The organism is Sodaliphilus sp. (assembly GCF_045598405.1).
In the GTDB taxonomy this organism is placed as follows: Bacteria; Bacteroidota; Bacteroidia; order Bacteroidales; family Muribaculaceae; genus Sodaliphilus; species Sodaliphilus limicaballi.
Genome location: NZ_JAZLLZ010000134.1, coordinates 24,595 through 42,382 on the forward strand (window position 1 = coordinate 24,595; position 17,788 = coordinate 42,382).

At 49.8% G+C, this 17,788-nt stretch carries 14 protein-coding genes and 1 tRNA gene; 2 read left to right on the plus strand and 13 right to left on the minus strand.

Annotated features, from left to right (window positions below):
• Positions 1 to 8: 8 nt before the first annotated feature.
• The 7 genes from ACKI3C_RS09505 to ACKI3C_RS09535 form a co-directional block, all read right to left on the minus strand.
• Positions 9 to 755, minus strand: a complete 747-nt coding sequence (locus ACKI3C_RS09505) for a four helix bundle suffix domain-containing protein (protein WP_407404401.1) — start codon at positions 753 to 755, stop codon at positions 9 to 11.
• A gap of 167 nt (positions 756 to 922) precedes the next feature.
• The gene (locus ACKI3C_RS09510; protein WP_407404403.1) at positions 923 to 1,417 is read right to left on the minus strand and encodes a restriction endonuclease subunit S; all 495 of its coding nucleotides are present in this window, start codon (positions 1,415 to 1,417) and stop codon (positions 923 to 925) included.
• A gap of 20 nt (positions 1,418 to 1,437) precedes the next feature.
• Positions 1,438 to 2,091 (minus strand): restriction endonuclease subunit S, encoded by a 654-nt coding sequence (locus ACKI3C_RS09515; protein ID WP_407404405.1) that lies wholly within the window; start codon positions 2,089 to 2,091, stop codon positions 1,438 to 1,440.
• A gap of 3 nt (positions 2,092 to 2,094) precedes the next feature.
• On the minus strand, positions 2,095 to 2,970 hold the full coding sequence (gene fic / locus ACKI3C_RS09520) for a protein adenylyltransferase Fic (RefSeq protein WP_407404407.1): 876 nt from the start codon (positions 2,968 to 2,970) through the stop codon (positions 2,095 to 2,097).
• A 3-nt stretch (positions 2,971 to 2,973) separates the two neighbouring features.
• A complete protein-coding gene (locus tag ACKI3C_RS09525; protein WP_407404409.1) occupies positions 2,974 to 4,113 on the minus strand; it encodes a Fic family protein in 1,140 nt (379 codons plus the stop codon).
• A 6-nt stretch (positions 4,114 to 4,119) separates the two neighbouring features.
• Positions 4,120 to 5,676, minus strand: coding sequence for a type I restriction-modification system subunit M (locus tag ACKI3C_RS09530; protein ID WP_407404411.1), 1,557 nt, complete (start codon positions 5,674 to 5,676; stop codon positions 4,120 to 4,122).
• Between the two features lie 132 nt (positions 5,677 to 5,808).
• A tRNA-Leu gene (locus ACKI3C_RS09535) sits at positions 5,809 to 5,892 on the minus strand.
• A 114-nt stretch (positions 5,893 to 6,006) separates the two neighbouring features.
• Between ACKI3C_RS09535 and ACKI3C_RS09540 the strand changes: the two genes are divergently transcribed.
• Both ACKI3C_RS09540 and pckA read left to right on the plus strand, forming a co-directional pair.
• A complete protein-coding gene (locus ACKI3C_RS09540; protein WP_407404457.1) occupies positions 6,007 to 6,741 on the plus strand; it encodes a ThiF family adenylyltransferase in 735 nt (244 codons plus the stop codon).
• Between the two features lie 213 nt (positions 6,742 to 6,954).
• Positions 6,955 to 8,556 carry a phosphoenolpyruvate carboxykinase (ATP) gene (gene pckA, locus ACKI3C_RS09545; protein WP_407404413.1) on the plus strand — a complete coding sequence of 534 codons (1,602 nt, stop codon included), beginning with the start codon at positions 6,955 to 6,957 and terminating at the stop codon, positions 8,554 to 8,556.
• A gap of 875 nt (positions 8,557 to 9,431) precedes the next feature.
• On the opposite strand, the gene ACKI3C_RS09550 is transcribed toward pckA, so the two are convergent.
• The 6 genes from ACKI3C_RS09550 to ACKI3C_RS09575 form a co-directional block, all read right to left on the minus strand.
• Positions 9,432 to 10,733, minus strand: coding sequence for a sodium:solute symporter (locus tag ACKI3C_RS09550; protein ID WP_407404415.1), 1,302 nt, complete (start codon positions 10,731 to 10,733; stop codon positions 9,432 to 9,434).
• Positions 10,734 to 10,838: 105 nt separating this feature from the next.
• Positions 10,839 to 11,690 (minus strand): phospholipase A, encoded by an 852-nt coding sequence (locus ACKI3C_RS09555; RefSeq protein ID WP_407404417.1) that lies wholly within the window; start codon positions 11,688 to 11,690, stop codon positions 10,839 to 10,841.
• A gap of 771 nt (positions 11,691 to 12,461) precedes the next feature.
• Complete coding sequence (locus ACKI3C_RS09560) at positions 12,462 to 14,543, minus strand: Ig-like domain-containing protein (protein WP_407404419.1); 2,082 nt, start codon at positions 14,541 to 14,543, stop codon at positions 12,462 to 12,464.
• A 114-nt stretch (positions 14,544 to 14,657) separates the two neighbouring features.
• Positions 14,658 to 15,611, minus strand: a complete 954-nt coding sequence (locus tag ACKI3C_RS09565) for a D-2-hydroxyacid dehydrogenase (protein WP_407404421.1) — start codon at positions 15,609 to 15,611, stop codon at positions 14,658 to 14,660.
• Positions 15,612 to 15,742: 131 nt separating this feature from the next.
• Positions 15,743 to 16,534, minus strand: a complete 792-nt coding sequence (gene ccsA, locus ACKI3C_RS09570) for a cytochrome c biogenesis protein CcsA (protein WP_407404423.1) — start codon at positions 16,532 to 16,534, stop codon at positions 15,743 to 15,745.
• An 8-nt stretch (positions 16,535 to 16,542) separates the two neighbouring features.
• Positions 16,543 to 17,781, minus strand: a complete 1,239-nt coding sequence (locus ACKI3C_RS09575; RefSeq protein WP_407404425.1) for a cytochrome c biogenesis protein ResB — start codon at positions 17,779 to 17,781, stop codon at positions 16,543 to 16,545.
• Between the last annotated feature and the right edge of the window lie 7 nt (positions 17,782 to 17,788).

The following is a 17,788-nucleotide window of genomic DNA, read 5'->3' on the forward strand; positions in this document are numbered from 1 at the left end:
TGCTATAATTATCTGTTGTCGTTTAAGTTCAGTTTGTTTTCCAGTTCCACTATTCTTGCCTTTTGTTCGTTGTAGGCATTGAGGGCACGTTGTTTCAGGTCGTCGTATGCTGCTTGCAGGGTTGCCAGCTGTTGTTTCAGCTCGCAGTTCTCCTTGATGAGGCTTGTCATTTTATCGTCTTGTTCCTTGCGGTAGCCAGTGCGAGCGGCATACATGCGTTCCTTTATTCCGCCCTCCGTGACAAATCGTTTCTCTAAATTATTAAGGTAGCGGTTGAGCATAGCATCAACTTGATAACAGAGAGTAAGAGCCGTGTTAGCAAATTCCTCACAACTCCATTTAGATGCAAGGGGCAGATAGTCGTCGGGGGAGTTGTGCTGGCGGGTAAAGTCTTGCATCTTTTGGTAGCGAGGATGGTCGGGAGTCCACAACAGGAGGTTATGAGTATTAATAAAATCCTTATAATCTTCTCTAAGTTCATTATTGCTGGCTCGAGCCACATTGAGCAGTTTCAGTTCCATCTCGGTAGAAGTCTTGCCATCTTCCGATCCCTCAACGATATTCTGCTTGCATGAACGGGCGGCTTGCACCATCTGGTCCACAGTTCGGTCTCCATATTTGGGAAGGAAACGCTCGCAAAAGATATAAGTGAGCTGATAGAGCACATCCGACTTCTGGTAAAGTCTCAAATCCTGCCACCGAGCACCAGCCCGCAGCACCCTACGCTTCCCAGCACCAGAACCTTGCTTATCCATAGTTATATTCTATTTTAAAAGTTATTTTAAAGCTATCTAAATGTAAAAGTTATCTTATAGTTATCTTTAGGACTCAATAGTCATTTATAGTTATCTATTATCTATCGCCATCCATCGCAACTATTGCCATCTATCGCAACTATTGCAACTATCGCAACTATTGCCATCTATCGTCTCTTGAAGTCCAAGAGTTTATCTCTATAATACTCATATTGCTGCTTTCTTGCCTCAATCTCAGCCGGGAGACCCTTAGAGAGGTCATTGACAAGAGTGTCAAAGCGGTCAAGAATAGCAACTATTCTCTCTTGCTCCTCTAATGAAGGGATGGGGATTTCTAAATCTTTTAACAATCCACCTGTGATAAGCGGCTGACCTCCACCCTTTGCATATTGATTGATATTCATAGAAACAAGTTGATAATATAAAAATCTAATGTTGATTGAATTATCTAAATCAATATAAAGTGTATTATCGGTGATATCATAATCTCCTTCTGCAAGATGAACAAAGCCCGCATTTGCTCCTACTCTTGCAACAAGTATCATTGCCTTATGGAAGATTGGGGCATTTGTCCATGCTATTACTCCTGTTGAACCATATACAGGGTAATTTCCAACAACACCTTTGTTTTTATTCTTTCCAGATGCAATTTTAACTGCCACTTCTCCCAGCTTTTTCCATTCTACTTCATTTTGCCCCCCCCCTTATTTAAGTTATTGAAACTTAGTAAATTATCTCTGTAAAATTGGTATTGTAGCTGTCTTGCTTGCAGCTCTGCTTGCAGCTCTGCTTGCAGCTCTGTAAAGGCATCCAATATCCTTACTATCTCCTCCTGCACAGGCAATGGAGGCAGGGGAATTTCTATTTCTTGTAGTGAAGGGACACTTGTATGAACAACCTTACTTTTTACCTTACCTTTACCTTTCTGTTTAACTGCATCAACAGTAGATAAAGCATAAGATAAGTATTTGGGATTTTGCTTGTGTCTCATTACCACAATATCACCACCAACAAGTATCTTTTCTTTGCCAATATATGCCACACTATTTCCAATCATGGGAATATCCTCACTGGTTATAGCAAATAGAATGTCGCCACATTCTGCATATTTCTTTGTGGCTTGTTTGTTCTCATCTGTATGAGAAACACATTCATCAAACCAAATACTATATCTGGTGTGTATTTCACCATATCTAATGCAAGGAATACCATCAGTAGTTATTTCATCCTTCTTGATGCCAGCACCTCTATACCAAAGGATTCCAATATCTTTCAACTTGACAAACTCTACACCTTGTGGGCAGTATTGTTGTATCAGTTCTTCAATCTTGCTCATAGTTTAATCCTCCTGTTCATAATAATATGAGTAATCAATGCCCTTCATGAAGAGTTCTCTGTCATTGGTGTTGTCTGTTAGAGCATTGGTAAGCAAATGCTTGATATAGGTTGAGTCAGCAACACTCTGTGTCATGGCTTGCAGATAGTCATTCTTGTTGATTTTGCTCCAATCCACACACTTGTTCAAGCGTGCCTTCAATATCAAGTCAAGCCATATTCTTGTGCTGCGTCCATTTCCTTCCATGAACGGATGTGCAACATTCATCTCTACATACTTATCTGCAATCTCATCAAAGGTGCTTTCAGACATCTGCTCAATTTGCTCCAAGTTGTAATGAAGATATTCTGCACGGCAGAAAATTGTGCCCCCCTTGGAGATGGTCGCTGTGCGTATCTGCCCAGCAAAGTCATAAAGCCCACCAAAGATATAGGCATGTATCTGCTGGAGTCCTTTGGTAGTTCCCACCTCTATGGTGTCTAAGATACCACTTTCCCATAACTCATAAGCCTTCTGCTTACTCTTGCCATCAAGGGTGTTTTCACTGTAAGTCAGCCAGTCAAGGAACTCCATTGCCTTGCTGTTGTGGATGTGCTTGGCAAGTTCCTCAATGCCATTCATATCAAGGGTATCAGTAAGTCTTTTCTTACCATCAGGAGCAAGAAGTTTCAACTGGTTAGTGGCACTAACCACTTCATTTTGATCTTTCTTCAATTTGGTTTTGAGATACTTCCAATAGTTTCTTGTCTTAGCATAGTCCTCTTGTTCATTGATAGCACCAAGCACATCAAGAACAGAGAAAAACCATTTGCTAGTTGTGGCATCCCACACTGCCCTCACCTCATGGTCTTTATAGAACCTGAATGAAATCTTGCTCATAGCTTAGTCCTCCTGTTCACAGATTTCCCAATGACCGCCTTTCTTGGGGCCAACGTGTCTTAATAGAATATCACGCATCTGCTTTATGTTGTTGTCTATGGCTGTGGTTGTTATGGATAACTCCTTAGCCATTTGGGTTGTGCTGACAAATGGGTTAGTCATCACAAGCCGGAGAATAGCAATCTTGTTTTTACCCAACTTTACACCAAACTTCTCGGCTTTTCTACCCAACTTTTTAAGTAAAACGTCTGTATTTTTACCCAACTTTTCTATTTGTTGCACCTCATCAAGTCGTGGCTGCTCCTTAAACTCTTCTGGTGGATTGATGATGAGATAGCGGTTTTTCAGTACCCATTGTTCGCCGAGCAGCATATTGCGTAGGAAGCGCTCCAGATATACAAGCTCATAGTCGATGCCTTGAGCCAAGTTCTTGTAGTTGGCGCGTACCAAAGCATTGCGGAAATACCACGAATGTTCTGCAAACATATCGTTGGTCACAGTATAGCCAATAGAACGCAGATACTGGATGAGGAACACAGCGGTAGCACGTGTATTGCCCTCGCAGAACGGATGTATCTGCCACAATCCTGATGTAAAGCGGCAGATGTGTTTAATCTTCTCGTCATCGCTGAGTCCTTTGTAACTGAAGTCTTTCTCCTGCTGAATATCATAGTCAAGGGCACGACGCAAATCTTCCCAGTTCAGATAGTTCACTGTGTCGCCATGCAACACCCATTCCTTCTTCGAGATGTCATACTGTCTCAACTGACCTGCGTGTTTGAACACGCCCTCAAATATTCTGCGGTGAGTAGCAATGTATCCGTTTGTGTTAAATGCAAGAGTGTTTGTTGAGAGTATCCGCTTGATGTTTGCCGATGCCTTGTCGGCTTCTTCGTCGTTCTCCTCAATCTTATCTCTGTTGGTTGCACAGGCATAGTATGAGTGTAGCAACTCTTGCACCTCATCCATTGTGATGTCACCCTCGATATTTCTTCGTGCTACATCAACGAGATACTGCGACGGCTTCATGCCATCTACTGCTTGCAGCCCCATGGCTGTTTTCCATTGCTCTGCACTTATGGCAGCCTCTGGTTCACCCTGACGTATGTATTCGTCGAAGTCTATGTATAGTTGTTTTGCCATAAGGGTCTATAATTGTTTAATGATGGCATCTATTTGGGTTCTCAGTTCGCTCTCATGGGCTACTATCTTCTCTATCCTTGCGTTGAGTTCCACAATGTCAATCTTTTCCCTTGTGTCCTCTTGCTCTACATAGGAAGATACACTGAGGTTGTAGTCATTCCCGGCTATGGTGTCATTGCCCACCAACTTGCATTGATACTGCACATCAGCCCTGCCGGCAAACATCTGCACAATGTGCTCAATGTTATCAGGGGTGAGTTTGTTGTTGTTGGTAATCTTGACACACTCCTTGCTTGCATCAATGAAGAGGGTGCTGTTGTCCTTCTTTGCCTTTTTGAGAACCATTATGCAAGTGGCTATGCTTGTGCCAAAGAAGAGGTTGTCGGGCAACTGGATGATGGCATCCACATAGTTGTTGTCAATGAGGTATTGTCTTATCTTCTTCTCAGCCCCACCTCTATACATCACACCAGGGAAGCATACTATCGAGGCAGTGCCATTGGTAGCCAGCCAAGCCAGTGAGTGCATAATGAAAGCAAGGTCTGCCTTGCTCTTGGGGGCAAGCACACCAGCAGGGGCATACCTGGGGTCATTGATGAGGGTAATGTCATCATCACCTTTCCACTTAATAGAATAAGGTGGGTTGCTCACTATCACCTCAAATGGCTCATCATCCCAGTGCATGGGAGTGAGCAATGTGTCCTCACAGGCTATGTCAAACTTATCATAATCAATGTCATGGAGGAACATATTAATGCGGCAAAGGTTATAGGTGGTGAGGTTGATTTCCTGCCCATAGAAGCCTTGCCTTACATTCTCCTTGCCAAGTATCTTTGCTGCCTTCAGGAGCAGTGAGCCACTGCCACAAGCAGGATCATACACCTTATTGACCTCAGTCTTGCCCAGGGTAGCTAACTTGGTGAGCAGTTCAGAGACCTCCTGTGGGGTATAGAACTCACCACCACTCTTGCCTGCATTAGAGGCATACATTGCCATCAGATACTCATAGGCATCACCAAAGGCATCAATGGTGTTGTCTTGGTAATCACCAAGCTGCATCTGCCCAATGCCACGGAGCAGTTTCACAAGTTTCTCATTCCTCTTGACTACTGTTGCACCAAGCTTGTTGCTGTTGACATCAAGGTCGGCAAACAGTCCCTTGAAGTCATCCTCACTCTCTGTCCCCTTAGCAGAGGCTTCTATGGCAGTGAATATGTGCTCAAGGGTCTCATTGAGGTTGTCATCCTTATCACACGCCTTGCACACGTTGCAGAACAGTTGGCTTGGCAGAATGAAGAAGCCCTTCACTGCCACCATCTCATCCCTTACATCCTCTGCTATCTCATCAGCAAGGTCAGCATAGTTGAAGTCAGTAGTGCCACTTTCCCATTCACCCTTGTTGATATAGTTGGTAATGTTTTCACTGATATATCTATAAAAGAGCATACCCAGGATATAGGATTTGAAGTCCCAACCATCCACACTGCCCCTCATTTCATCAGCAATAGCCCAAATGGTGCGGTGCAGTTCATTCCTCTCTTGTTCTTTCTTGTTGTCTGCCATAGGTATCTAGTATGTTTTCAGTTTAATATCCCACAAAGATACCAAAAATCTCCCTCACCGCCAAAATAGTTGCCCATAAATGCAAAAAAGAACTTGCAAGAGTTGAGAACAACTGCTTGCAAGTTCTTGCGGTACCCAGAGCCGGGATCGAACCGGCACGGGTTTTACCCCACTGGTGTTTGAGACCAGCGCGTCTACCTATTCCGCCATCTGGGCTTTTAGCGGGTGCAAAGTTATGAAAAAATGCTGATATGGCAACAATGAAATGACATTTTTTTTCAGTTTGTGCGTTTTTTTGTAATTTTGTGGTAGAAATTTGATGCAATTATGATACAGAAACAATTCACTAGGACGCAGATGCTGGTGGGCAGCGCGGCAATGGAGCGTCTGGCAGGCTGCCGGGTGGCAGTGTTCGGCGTGGGCGGCGTGGGCGGCTATGTGGCCGAGGTGCTTGCCCGCAGTGGGGTGGGGGCTGTTGACCTCATCGACAATGACGCTGTGAGCGTGAGCAATGTGAACCGCCAGGTGATTGCGCTGATGACCAATGTGGGACGCGACAAGGTGGATGTGGCCGAGGAACGCATCCTCGCCATCAACCCGGAGTGCCGCGTGACCAAGCACAAGATGTTCTATGTGGTGGCCAATGCCGATGAGCTCGACTTGACGCAGTATGACTATGTGGCCGACTGCATCGACACGGTGAGCGCCAAGATGGAGCTGGTGCGCCGCTGCACGCGACTGGGTGTGCCTCTGCTGTGCAGCATGGGAGCGGCCAACAAGATGGACCCCACGGCCTTTCGCGTGGCCGACAGCACGAAGACCTCGATGGATCCGCTCGCCAAGATCATGCGCAAGCGGCTGCGGCGCGAGGGCATCAATCACTTCAAGTGCGTGTATAGCGCCGAGAAGGCGATGACGCCCGTGGAACCTGCGCCTGCGGGCGAGGACCCTGGCACTCACCACAACGTGATGGCTAGCAACGCCTTTGTGCCTGCGGCGGCGGGCATAGTGATGGGCGGCGAGATCGTAAAGGACCTGATAGGTTTCACCCCCGAGCAGGTGTGACATCAAGGCGGCAGGAAATTGATGATTTACCCCCCCGACTAATTGTGGAAAATGACGCGAATTGTGGCCAAAAAATTATTATAAAGAAAAATTAAAGAAATTTTTCCACAATTAGTTGTTTTAATCCCAAATATTAAGTAACTTTGCAGTGGATAGGAATATCCGCGTCACATAACGATAAGTTTAACTCTAAAAACAATATTATTTACAAGAATGGCAACATTAGATTTGACACAGTATGGCATCACCGGTTCAACCGTGATTGCTCACAATCCCTCTTATGAGACTCTCTTTGCAGAGGAGACCAAGGCTGGCCTCGAAGGCTTCGAGGTGGGTGTAAACACCGAGCTTGGTGCAGTTAACGTTATGACTGGTATCTATACTGGCCGTAGCCCCAAGGACAAATACATTGTCATGGACGAAAACTCAAAGGACACCGTTTGGTGGACAACCGAGGGTTACAAGAACGACAACCACCCCATGAGCGAAGAAGTATGGGCAAAGGTAAAGGACATTGCAAAGAAGGAACTCTGCAACAAGAATCTTTATGTTGTTGACGCATTCTGCGGTGCCAACAAGGACACTCGCATGGCAGTTCGCTTCATCGTTGAGGTTGCTTGGCAGGCTCACTTCGTAGAGAACATGTTCATCCAGCCCACAGCCGAGGAACTTGAAAACTTCACTCCCGACTTCATCATCTACAACGCTTCAAAGGCTAAGGTTGAGAACTACCAGGAACTGGGCCTCAACAGCGAGACTTGTGTTGCCTTCAACGTGACAAGCCGCGAGCAGGTTATCATCAACACATGGTATGGCGGTGAGATGAAGAAGGGTATGTTCTCAATGATGAACTACTACCTCCCCCTCAAGGGCATCGCTTCAATGCACTGCTCGGCTAACTGCGACATGAACGGTGAGAACACAGCTATCTTCTTCGGTCTGTCAGGCACAGGTAAGACTACCCTGTCAACCGATCCCAAGCGCCGCCTCATCGGTGACGACGAGCACGGCTGGGACGACAACGGCGTGTTCAACTTCGAGGGTGGCTGCTACGCTAAGGTTATCGGCCTGAGCAAGGAGCACGAGCCCGACATCTACGGCGCTATCAAGCGTAACGCTCTCCTTGAGAACGTGACAGTGGACGCCGAGGGTAAGATCGACTTCAACGACAAGAGCGTGACCGAGAACACTCGCGTTTCTTATCCCATCCACCACATCAATAACATCCAGCCCGGTTCATCGGCTCCCGCTGCCAAGAACGTGATCTTCCTGAGCGCTGACGCATTCGGCGTGCTTCCTCCCGTGTCAATCCTGACTCCCGAGCAGACTCAGTACTACTTCTTGAGCGGTTTCACTGCTAAGCTCGCAGGTACCGAGCGCGGCATCACCGAGCCCACTCCCACATTCTCTGCTTGCTTCGGCCAGGCATTCCTCGAGCTGCACCCCACAAAGTATGCTCAGGAGCTCGTTAAGCGCATGGAGAAGAGCGGCGCTAAGGCTTATCTCGTGAACACTGGTTGGAACGGCACAGGCAAGCGCATCTCAATTCCCGACACTCGCGGTATCATCGACGCTATCCTCGACGGCTCAATCCTCAAGGCAGAGACCAAGAAGATTCCTCTGTTCGACTTCGAGGTTCCCACTGCTCTGCCCAACGTTAACCCCGCTATCCTCGACCCCCGCGACACTTATGCTGACGTTGCAACATGGGAAGAGAAAGCAAAGGACCTTGCTGCTCGCTTCATCAAGAACTTCGGCAAGTACACAACTAACGAGGCTGGCAAGGCACTCGTAGCTGCTGGTCCCCAACTCTAATTAATTTGCAATACAAGAAATAATAAAACAAATTAATTATATCCCCGTCACCTGCTGTCCACCACCGGACGGCAGGTGATTTTTTTTAGAGAGACTAGCACACCATAGAAAACTATAGAAGTCTATAGAAACTATAGAATACTATAGAAACTATGGAAACTATAGAAAACTATAGAATACTATAGAAAACTATAGAAAACTAAGAACACCACAACGGCCGTCATCGTAGCGAAGCGCCTATTGCATAGCATAATCATAAAAATACATGCATATATCCCTACATTTGGGGTAATTATGTATTTTTATGTATAAAATAATGCGATTTTATAGTTAAATGATTTAAATTAATGTAAATAACACTTAAAGAGGCATTGCAGATTAAAATTATTATATTACCTTTGCATCGTCATCATGACACAACCGTCTTGGTGACTGATTTAACAAATCAACTTTTTGAATAATTCAACCTCAAAATAACCACAGACAATCTAATCTTAAAACTGTAAGTAAAGCAACATTTGTAGCATCAAAGCCCCTCGAACTGCGAAGTTCCGGGGGTTCTTTGTTTTTTCTCCATAAGACAAAAACGACGGAGACGAAGGACAAAATGCCATCAGAGGGACTGTCCCTCTGATGGCATTCCACACACGGTTTTATGGTCAAGCATCAGCACCTTGCATGTTTTGAGGTAGCGGTCTTCAACCGCGATTTGTTACACTTTGCATCACCCCACCGGCAGCCCGCAGGTCTGCGACCAGCGGTTAACCAAAGTTACGACCTCCCTGAGGTCTAAAAAATCCACAAAAATATATTTTCAATGAAAAAATCAGTGAGTTCAGTGAGATCGGTGCGGGGACTCTATTATAAAATAATGCTTAATCCTTTTTCATGATGGAAAAGACGATGGGCAGGGTGCCTGCTGCCAGTCCGCACAGCGTGGGACTCAACCAGTGCGGGCCAGCCACGTGCACTATGATCATTGTGGCCACCGAGCCTATCATTGACGCCACGGCACAAGTGCCTCTCACGCGGCGAGGCAAGAAGAACGCGCAAGACATGGGCAGGAGTATGCTTGCAGCCCTCAAACCCAGGCTGAGAAAACCCAGGTCGTTGATAAACGACCCCGAGAGCAACGTGGCGCATGCCAGGGCAAGACCCATCACACCCACGAGAGTGCAACGCACCAGCGTGGTCGATTTGTCAAGCTGACGCTGCATGAGGTCGCGCACCACGATAGTGCTGCTGCCCAAGGCTATTCCCGTGGCTCCGCCAATGACGGTGATGAGCAGCGTGCCCACTACAATTCCACCAAGCCAGTGAGGCAGGAACTGCAAGGCAAACGCGGGAAATGCCGTGCTGGCATGTACGGGCTGAGGCAAAGAGTGCATGTACATGCCCACGAGGGTGCACGCAACGCCTATGGGCGGTATGAGCGCCGCACTGAGCAACACGCCCTTGCGGGCTACTGCGGTGCTGCGACCGGCCCACACTGCCTGGGCATAGCTCTGCGTCGCCACCACTCCCAGTATCATCGACAGGGCAGAGTTGAGATCTACCGAAAGACCGCGGTTGAACGGGTTGAACAGCGCCGGGTCAATGTCGCCGAGCCCGTGTGTGCGCCACATCACCACAGCCCCGCACACAATCGACGCCCCATATAGTAATATGAGCTTGGCCACACCGCCCTTGCCAGCACCTACCATGCCGCCACCCACCACATATACCAGCATCATCACGGTGCTCGCAAGCAGCGCGACAAATAGCGAGCAAGGCACAATGGCCCTGATGAGCGCCGCGCACGCAAGCTGCTGGGCCACGATGCTGAAAAACATGCCGAACAGGCTGAGCAGCGAACCAGTGACCTCGGCTTTCTTGCCGAACTCCTTGCCCACAAGCTCGAGCAACGTGCTGCAACCGCTATCCCTGAGCCGTTTGCTCATGAAATACAGCAACAGGCACCCTAGTGCCGATCCCCATGTGAACCAGATGCCGGAGAAACCGAAGTTGTAACCCATCTCGGCCGTGCCTATGGTGGCTTGCCCTCCCACGAGGGTGCCGATGATGGCGCCTGTGACAATCCACGCGCCTGCCTGGCCGCGCGCCGTGGCAAATCCCTTGCTACTGCGGCCCGAAATCACGCCGATGGCTATAATCACAGCCACAGTGAGCACAATCATCACTATGTGAACACACGAAACCACAACGCAAAGTCACAGAAATGGTATGCTTGCTGATGGAATCCCCAAATTTTTTTGGCGGTTTTTGTATGGAATCCCCGTTTTTTAGAAGTCGCTGAACAGCTCGGGCCTGATGAGCAAGCCCACACGCAGGCGGTTGTGATACTGGTTGTAGTCGAGCATGCACTCGCCGTAGCCGTTGTAGTAATGGAGCATCAAGAACTGGTTGTGTTTCTTGAACAGGCGGAAACCCAGGTTGATGGTCACATTGCCGTTGAGGTTCCAACCCTGGCGCTTGACATAGGTGAGGTCAAACACCCAGCGCTTATTGGTGCTCACGGCCTGGATGCCTGTCTGGAAAATACCGCTGTACTTGAGAATGTCCTTATTGTTCTCGCCGTCAACGATGGGGATCCACACCTTGCCGTGCACCATAAAATGCGGGTCGAGGAACAACGCCGCACTGAGCGACACCTTGTTCCAGCTGCGCGACTGAAGACTGTCGCGGCCATTAGACTCGTGCTCAACCAGCAGGGTCGCCTTGCCTATAACACGGTTCTTGGAGATGAGCAGCTTTGACAGACCGATACCGGGGTTGAAGTTGAGGTCGTGCATAGGCATTGAGTTCTCAAACACGTTCCACAACGTCTTCTGCGAGTAGAACAGGAACGCATAGGTGTTGAACGGCAGCGTGCTCCTGGTGAGGCGCTGTGCGATGCTCACCTGGAACTTCACGTCGCTGTTCTCGCGCGTGGGAGCAGGCCCCACCGAGGTTCCTGCCGTGAAATAATTGTCTTTGTAGAGTCCAAAATAGGGTCTGCTGTCAAACTCTCGGCGTATGCTGTCGGCACCCAACACTTCATCAACGTCGGTCACAACAATCTGGGCATTACAAACTACAGGCAACGCAATCGCCACAACGAGCACAACCAGCAGCGAACTGAAAATCTTGGTCATAAAAATGAATTTTTTTGGTTAAAATATATGCAAAATTAAGAAATTTTCTTCAATACCACACAACGTTATCAAAAAAAAATGAGGGCATACCGTTGTAGCGGAATGCCCTCATGCTGTCGTTTGTAGCCTCGATTCTACATTCACATGCCATATCTAGACCCAACAACTTAGGGAAATTTAGACTAAATGATTTTCTTAACAAGTTTTGATACTTGCATTATGAAAGAGTTCACACGCTTTTTCAATTGCAAATTTAATAAAACTTCTTGAAACAGCAAAATTTCGGTGATTTATCGTTTCCCGGGGGTGGATATTGTAATTCCAGCAAGGCTAGCGAATATGTAACTTACTGTATATTATAAGGATATAAAAAAATTGATTGTCTCACGACAACCAATCTTAATTAACCTTAAATCTAATACCATGAAAAACACAGTGCAAAATTAAGGTAAATATGTTATACAACAATGTTTTGGAATAACTAAAACATATTCCGTTAACTTTATTTAACAGAAATATTTATATTCATGACTATACAGCAATGGTATTTTGGGTAATATCCCCGCGCAGATCTCACTGATACCACTGATTTAATAATAACTGAAAGAAATTAAAATAATTTGAATAATTTCTTATTCAGTTAAATCAGACCTGAGGTCTAAAAAATCCACTATATATATATTTTCAATGAAAAATCAGTGAGTTCAGTGAGATCTGCGCGGGAAGTAAGACAACAAATCACAGTCTGCGTAACTTGTGCTATTCCCGGTATCAGCGGCGGCGGTTGTTGTTCTGATAGTCTTGGTACTTGTTGCCGCTGTAAATGTTGTTGCCGAATGAGTTGGAGTTGAACTCGTCTTCGTCATCATCGTTGTTGCCGTTCTTTTTCTTCTTGTTCCTGTTTGCCGCCTTGACAAGTTTGTTCTTGCTTTCCTCGGGGCGGTTCTTGACGATCTCGTCGGGTTTCTGCAAGTCGAGGGCGGCAGCATAGATGTCCCAGGTTTCTTCCATGTCCCAATTCTTGCGCACTTTGAGTCGCTTGGGGTAGTAATAGACTTCCTCGGGCTGCAAGTGCAGGGCGTAGTTGCCTGTGTCCCACTGCCCGTTGCCGTTGGCATCAAGGATCAGACGCAGGTAGTAAGTGCCTGGCAGCAGGTCGTCGAATGCGACAGAGCCACCCTTCACGGGGACTGTGCGCACGATGTGGTCCTGGTTGTCGAGAAGCTCTACGAATGCTTTGTCGCCCGAGTTGACGTTGACGACGAGGTTGCCATATTCCCCCAGACCTTTCACCGTGAAATCGATGCCAGTGGAGTCGTTGTGCAGGCCGTAGATTGACGTGACTGCCAGCGAGTCTATGCACAGGCGGTAGGACTTTTCGGGTTCAAATGTCATGGGCAGCATGTAGTTGAGCACGTCGCCTTGCGCCACAGGGCACAATGCGGGCACATCGCTCATCTCTATCCATGTGGAGTCTTGCATCACCGAGAGGTGCACTCCGTGCGGGTCGATGCTTGCTACCGGGGTGGGGAAAATGAGCGACACGGTGTCATAGACCTCGATTTGGCCTCGCTTGGGAGCGTTTATCTCAATCTTGGGGACGACGGGGTTGTCTTCCTGGGCAAGCAGCTTCTGTTCATCTTCGTCGAGTTCCTTGCCCTTGGCTTGCTTGTCGCGTATCGACGATATGCGCTTGGCCAGTGCCTCGCGTTCTTTTTTCTCCTTGGCCTCTTGCTTGAGTTCTGTGCCAGTCTTGCGGTAAGCGAAGGTGACGGTGTCGGTCTTTTCTACCAGGCTGTCGGCTTCGTCGGTGCGCATGTATTTCATTTCCACCACGATGCTGTCGCTCTTGATGAGCGCCGAGTCAGTGATCCAGTAGAACAGCGAGTCATTGCGCGAGGTGTGCTCGAGCACATACCAGTCTTGCTCGTGGCGCTCGGGCTTGAGCACCCTGAATCCTGGGAGCTCGCTGGCGGGTGCAGCAAAGAGAACGTGCAGCCTGGAAGGCGACGGACGGCTTGTTGTCTTGAGATAGGCTGCGCGGTAGTTCTCGTTGAACATGGTGAGCAGCACGTCGTTAGGCGTGAACAGGGTGTGTGTGCCCTGCTTCACGGTGTCAACCTTGTGGTCAAATGTGAACACGGTGTCCATCGACTCATAGGTGCTCACGGCAGGGACGATAATCTCGTCGAGGAACGCAATATTCTCGGTGCGTGCCATGCGGTAGTCGCCGTCCATGTCGTTGAGGCCGAACACGTGGTACTTGCCAGGCTTGAGGTTGCGCAGGGTGAACTGCCCGCGGTCGTTGGTGCGGCACAGGCGCTCGAAGGGCATGCTAGTGAACGCCGTGTCATCGAGGTTGCTGTGAAGTCCCACCAGCACGTGCTGCATGGGTTCTAGGTCGCGTGCGCGAAGCAGCAGGCCCGACACTTGCAGCGAGTCAATTTCATCGCCAGTGGAGAAGGCAAATGAGAATCCGTCGAGCGGATTGCCCTCGTTGTTGTCCTCGATAGAGTTAGAGAAGTCGATGCAATAGGTTGTGTTGGGTATCATCTCGTCGCGGAACTCGATGGTCACCTTCTTGCCGTTAGCCCTGATGAGGGGAGCGTCTTTCTGCACGGGCGAGATACTCACTTTTTTCATCTGGTCCTTGATGACCACAATCTCGTCGAATGTGATTTCCACCTTGTTGCCCTTGACATTGACGGCGCCTTGTGCCGGCGATGACTTGACAAAGCGCGGGGGTGCAAAGTCCATGGGTCCGCCTTCAGGCGAACCGATGTTGGCACACGAGTAGAGCATCATGCCCACCGCAACCACGAGTACTATGTAAAGCAGTCGAGATAACTTCACGAGTGCAAAGTTAGTGATTTTTGACGAAAAACGAAAGAAAAAACGATGACGATGACGATACGCTTTCGCTACGATGACTAATTTTTGACAATGATAAACTGCGTCCCAACCGTGTCACACGGTGTTGACAGGATGTCCTGCGGTCCATGCCGCCACGTTGTCGATGATCACTCGCATCATTCGCTCGCGAGCCTCGTGAGTGGCCCATCCCACGTGAGGGGTGAAGAAGCAGTTGCGTGCCGTGAGCAGCGGGTTGTCGTGTGCCGGCGGCTCGTTGATCATCACATCGAGGGCGGCAGCCATGATGGTTCCGCGGTTGAGCGCGTCGGCAAGCGCTTGCTCGTCGATGAGCATGCCCCGGGCAGTGTTGATGAGAATTGCGCTGGGTTTCATGAGAGCCAGCCGCCGTGCATCCACCATGCGTGCATTGTCGGCCGTGAGCGGGCAGTGCAGCGACACCACGTCGCTCGTGGCGAAGAGCTGGTCGAGGTCGGTCGCCTTGGTCACTCCGCTAGGCAGAGCCTCTTGCGCCTTCGACGTGTGAGCCATGACAGTCATGCCCAGGCTCTGGGCAATCATTGCCACAGCCGAGCCTATCTGTCCCATGCCCACGATCCCCATCTGCTTGCCAGCAAGCTCCACCAGCGGCGTGTCGCTGTAGCAGAAGTCCTTGCTGTCGCTCCACCTGCCGGCGCGCACCTGCCGGGTGTAGTGGCCAGTGCGGCAAGCGATGTTGAGAAGGTGCGCAATCGCCATCTGCGCCACCGAGCGTGTGCTGTAGGCGGGCACATTGGTCACCACGATTCCGCGCTCATGGGCGGCATCCACATCTATGTTGTTATACCCTGTGCCCATCTCGCCCAGGTATTTGAGCCGGGGCAGCTGCGCTATGACCTCACGTGTAATGGCCACCTTGTTGACCAGCACAGCGTCGGCATCGGCACAACGCGGCACGATCTCGCCAGGCGCACATCGGTTATACACAGAGCATTCGCCCACGGCCTTAAGTTCATCCCACGACAAGTCCCCAGGATTGCCCGGATACCCGTCAAGCACTACTATTTTCATCGTTGTTAAGTTTTTTAGTTGTGCAAAGTTAACACAATAATTCCACACAAGTAACTTTATAGCAATAGTTTTTGCTGACACCCCGTGCAGATTTCACTCTCGAGGATATAATGAAGAAATTTAAGGCTGTGTCATTGCAAGTTGTAGGTGTGCACGCTTGCACCTTGGGCTGCGGGGAGGTAGTTGATGCCCCACCAGCACATTTGCAGGAGGACGAACGAGACGACGAGCATGACGAATGCGGCCTTGAGCCGCGCGGGGTAACGCAAGCGGAAGTGAACATATACCAGATAGGCCCACCATGAGATTGCCGCCCATGTTTCCTTGGGATCCCATGCCCAGTAGTGGCCCCAGGCTTCCTTGGCCCACAGGGCGCCGAAGAGCATGCCCACGGTCATGAACGCGAGTCCGGCGCGCACCAGGTTGTCGGTGAGCGAGGTCTCTGTGGCAGTGACTTCCTTGCCGCGCTTGAACAGCAGCAGGTATATCGCCATCACAGCGGCAGCTCCGAGCAGCGCGTAGGCAAACATGTAAACGATGACATGCGGCGCAAACCAGGGACTCTGCAACGCCGGCATGAGCGTCTTGTTGTGTATCTCGGGCTTGAACAGGTTGACGCACACAAACACTATCGCCATCATTGTGGAGAATGACAGGATCCACTTGTAACGCCAGCGGCTATACACGATGCATCCCACCAGCGGCAGGAAGAACGAGTACCACAGGCGCGTCTCGCCCATGGTGCGCAGCGGCGGACGCTCGAGCGACACCCACATGCCCACGATGAAGGCAAAGAACACCGCCAGTCCGGCAGCGGTCACGGCCAGTGCCAGCCCACGGCGATCACGCCATGCTGCCACGGCTCCGGCAATCCACAGCACCACTGAAATGAGTGCAAAGATGATAAAATTACTCCAGTCCATAGCGGTTATTATTTAGAGGTGTTAGGTGTGGCAGGTATCATGAACATGAGCACGGCGCCCAGCAGCAGAAGGCCTATGCCGGCATATACGACATAGAGCCACGGGTCGGTGACGAGCTCAAAGACGCTGGTCTCGCTCCAACGTCCCATCTCGCGGTCATAGTCGAGCTGGTAGATTTTCCATTTCTCTACCGTGAGCGGGCGGTTGACAGTGATAGTGTCGGTGAGGTTGGTGCCCGCTTGTGTATATACGTTGACCGCCGAGGCATATCGCAACGGTTCGGGTTCGGGCATGAACAGGCACACTGCCGAGTCGAGTTTGAGTTCCTTGCTGGGGAACATGAAATTACCGCAGCTCACCCAGTCGGTGATGCGAGTGTTGCCCTTGGTCACCTCTACAAGCGCTGCCGTTGTGGCGCCAAACGAATGCCACTCGACATAGTTCACCGCGGTGCTGTCGATCATGGCGGCAGCGTGAGTGAACGACTTGATGACCTTCACGTTCCACCCCATGAGGTCGCCTTGCGCGCCCACCGAGTCGAGCATGATGTGCTGCGGCTTGCCCTTGGGCAGAGCGTCGCCGGTGGCAATGTCGGCCATCATGAGCTTGGGAGGATACTCGTCTATGGTGAAGCTTTTCAGGTCTATGGCCACGTCAAGCTCAATCAGGTTCCCTTTGTCGTCGGTGGCGCGCCACTCGGGCACTCCCTGGCGAGTCATCATCTTGAGCCGCTGCATGTCGGCGCTGCCCAGTGTGCCGCACAGCAGCACGATGAGGAGCCCGGTGTGCATGACCATGAACGGGATGTTGCGCAGGGTGAGCACGCTAGCACGTCTGAACACTGCCAGGGCGAGCGACAGCGTGAGCCATGTGTAGATGAGTGCAAACGGCCACCAGGTGAGGCATTGCGTGATGCCCACCACCTCAAGCAGCGAGCGGTCCCCGTGAGGGTTAACGCCTGCCGACTGGCGGGTAAGCCCCATGATGAGCGTTAGCGCCACTGCCCACGATATTGATGTAATGGCAGCATCGTGGCTGCCAAGCCACTGGCACACATACACCCGCTTGCGCAGCAGGTGGGCAGCGAGGACAATGGCGAGGAACGCCACCAGCACGATGAGGTTGACTGGCCAGGCAAAGGTGCTCCAGTCGATAGGGCCCACAGTGAGCTGAAGCAGCAGGCCGGTAAGTACCAGCCCGCTGCCTATGATGAACCCTTCAGTTAGTTTCCACGGTTTAATCCACATGATAGGG

Coding starts and splice junctions, on each gene's coding strand:
- ACKI3C_RS09555 (WP_407404417.1), bottom strand. CDS start 11,690: ATGACCAAGATTTTCAGTTCGCTGCTGGTTGTGCTCGTTGTGGCGATT.
- ccsA (WP_407404423.1), bottom strand. CDS start 16,534: ATGGACTGGAGTAATTTTATCATCTTTGCACTCATTTCAGTGGTGCTG.
- fic (WP_407404407.1), bottom strand. CDS start 2,970: ATGAGCAAGATTTCATTCAGGTTCTATAAAGACCATGAGGTGAGGGCA.
- ACKI3C_RS09530 (WP_407404411.1), bottom strand. CDS start 5,676: ATGGCAGACAACAAGAAAGAACAAGAGAGGAATGAACTGCACCGCACC.
- ACKI3C_RS09565 (WP_407404421.1), bottom strand. CDS start 15,611: ATGAAAATAGTAGTGCTTGACGGGTATCCGGGCAATCCTGGGGACTTG.
- pckA (WP_407404413.1), top strand. CDS start 6,955: ATGGCAACATTAGATTTGACACAGTATGGCATCACCGGTTCAACCGTG.
- ACKI3C_RS09505 (WP_407404401.1), bottom strand. CDS start 755: ATGGATAAGCAAGGTTCTGGTGCTGGGAAGCGTAGGGTGCTGCGGGCT.
- ACKI3C_RS09525 (WP_407404409.1), bottom strand. CDS start 4,113: ATGGCAAAACAACTATACATAGACTTCGACGAATACATACGTCAGGGT.
- ACKI3C_RS09515 (WP_407404405.1), bottom strand. CDS start 2,091: ATGAGCAAGATTGAAGAACTGATACAACAATACTGCCCACAAGGTGTA.
- ACKI3C_RS09575 (WP_407404425.1), bottom strand. CDS start 17,781: ATGTGGATTAAACCGTGGAAACTAACTGAAGGGTTCATCATAGGCAGC.
- ACKI3C_RS09550 (WP_407404415.1), bottom strand. CDS start 10,733: ATGATTGTGCTCACTGTGGCTGTGATTATAGCCATCGGCGTGATTTCG.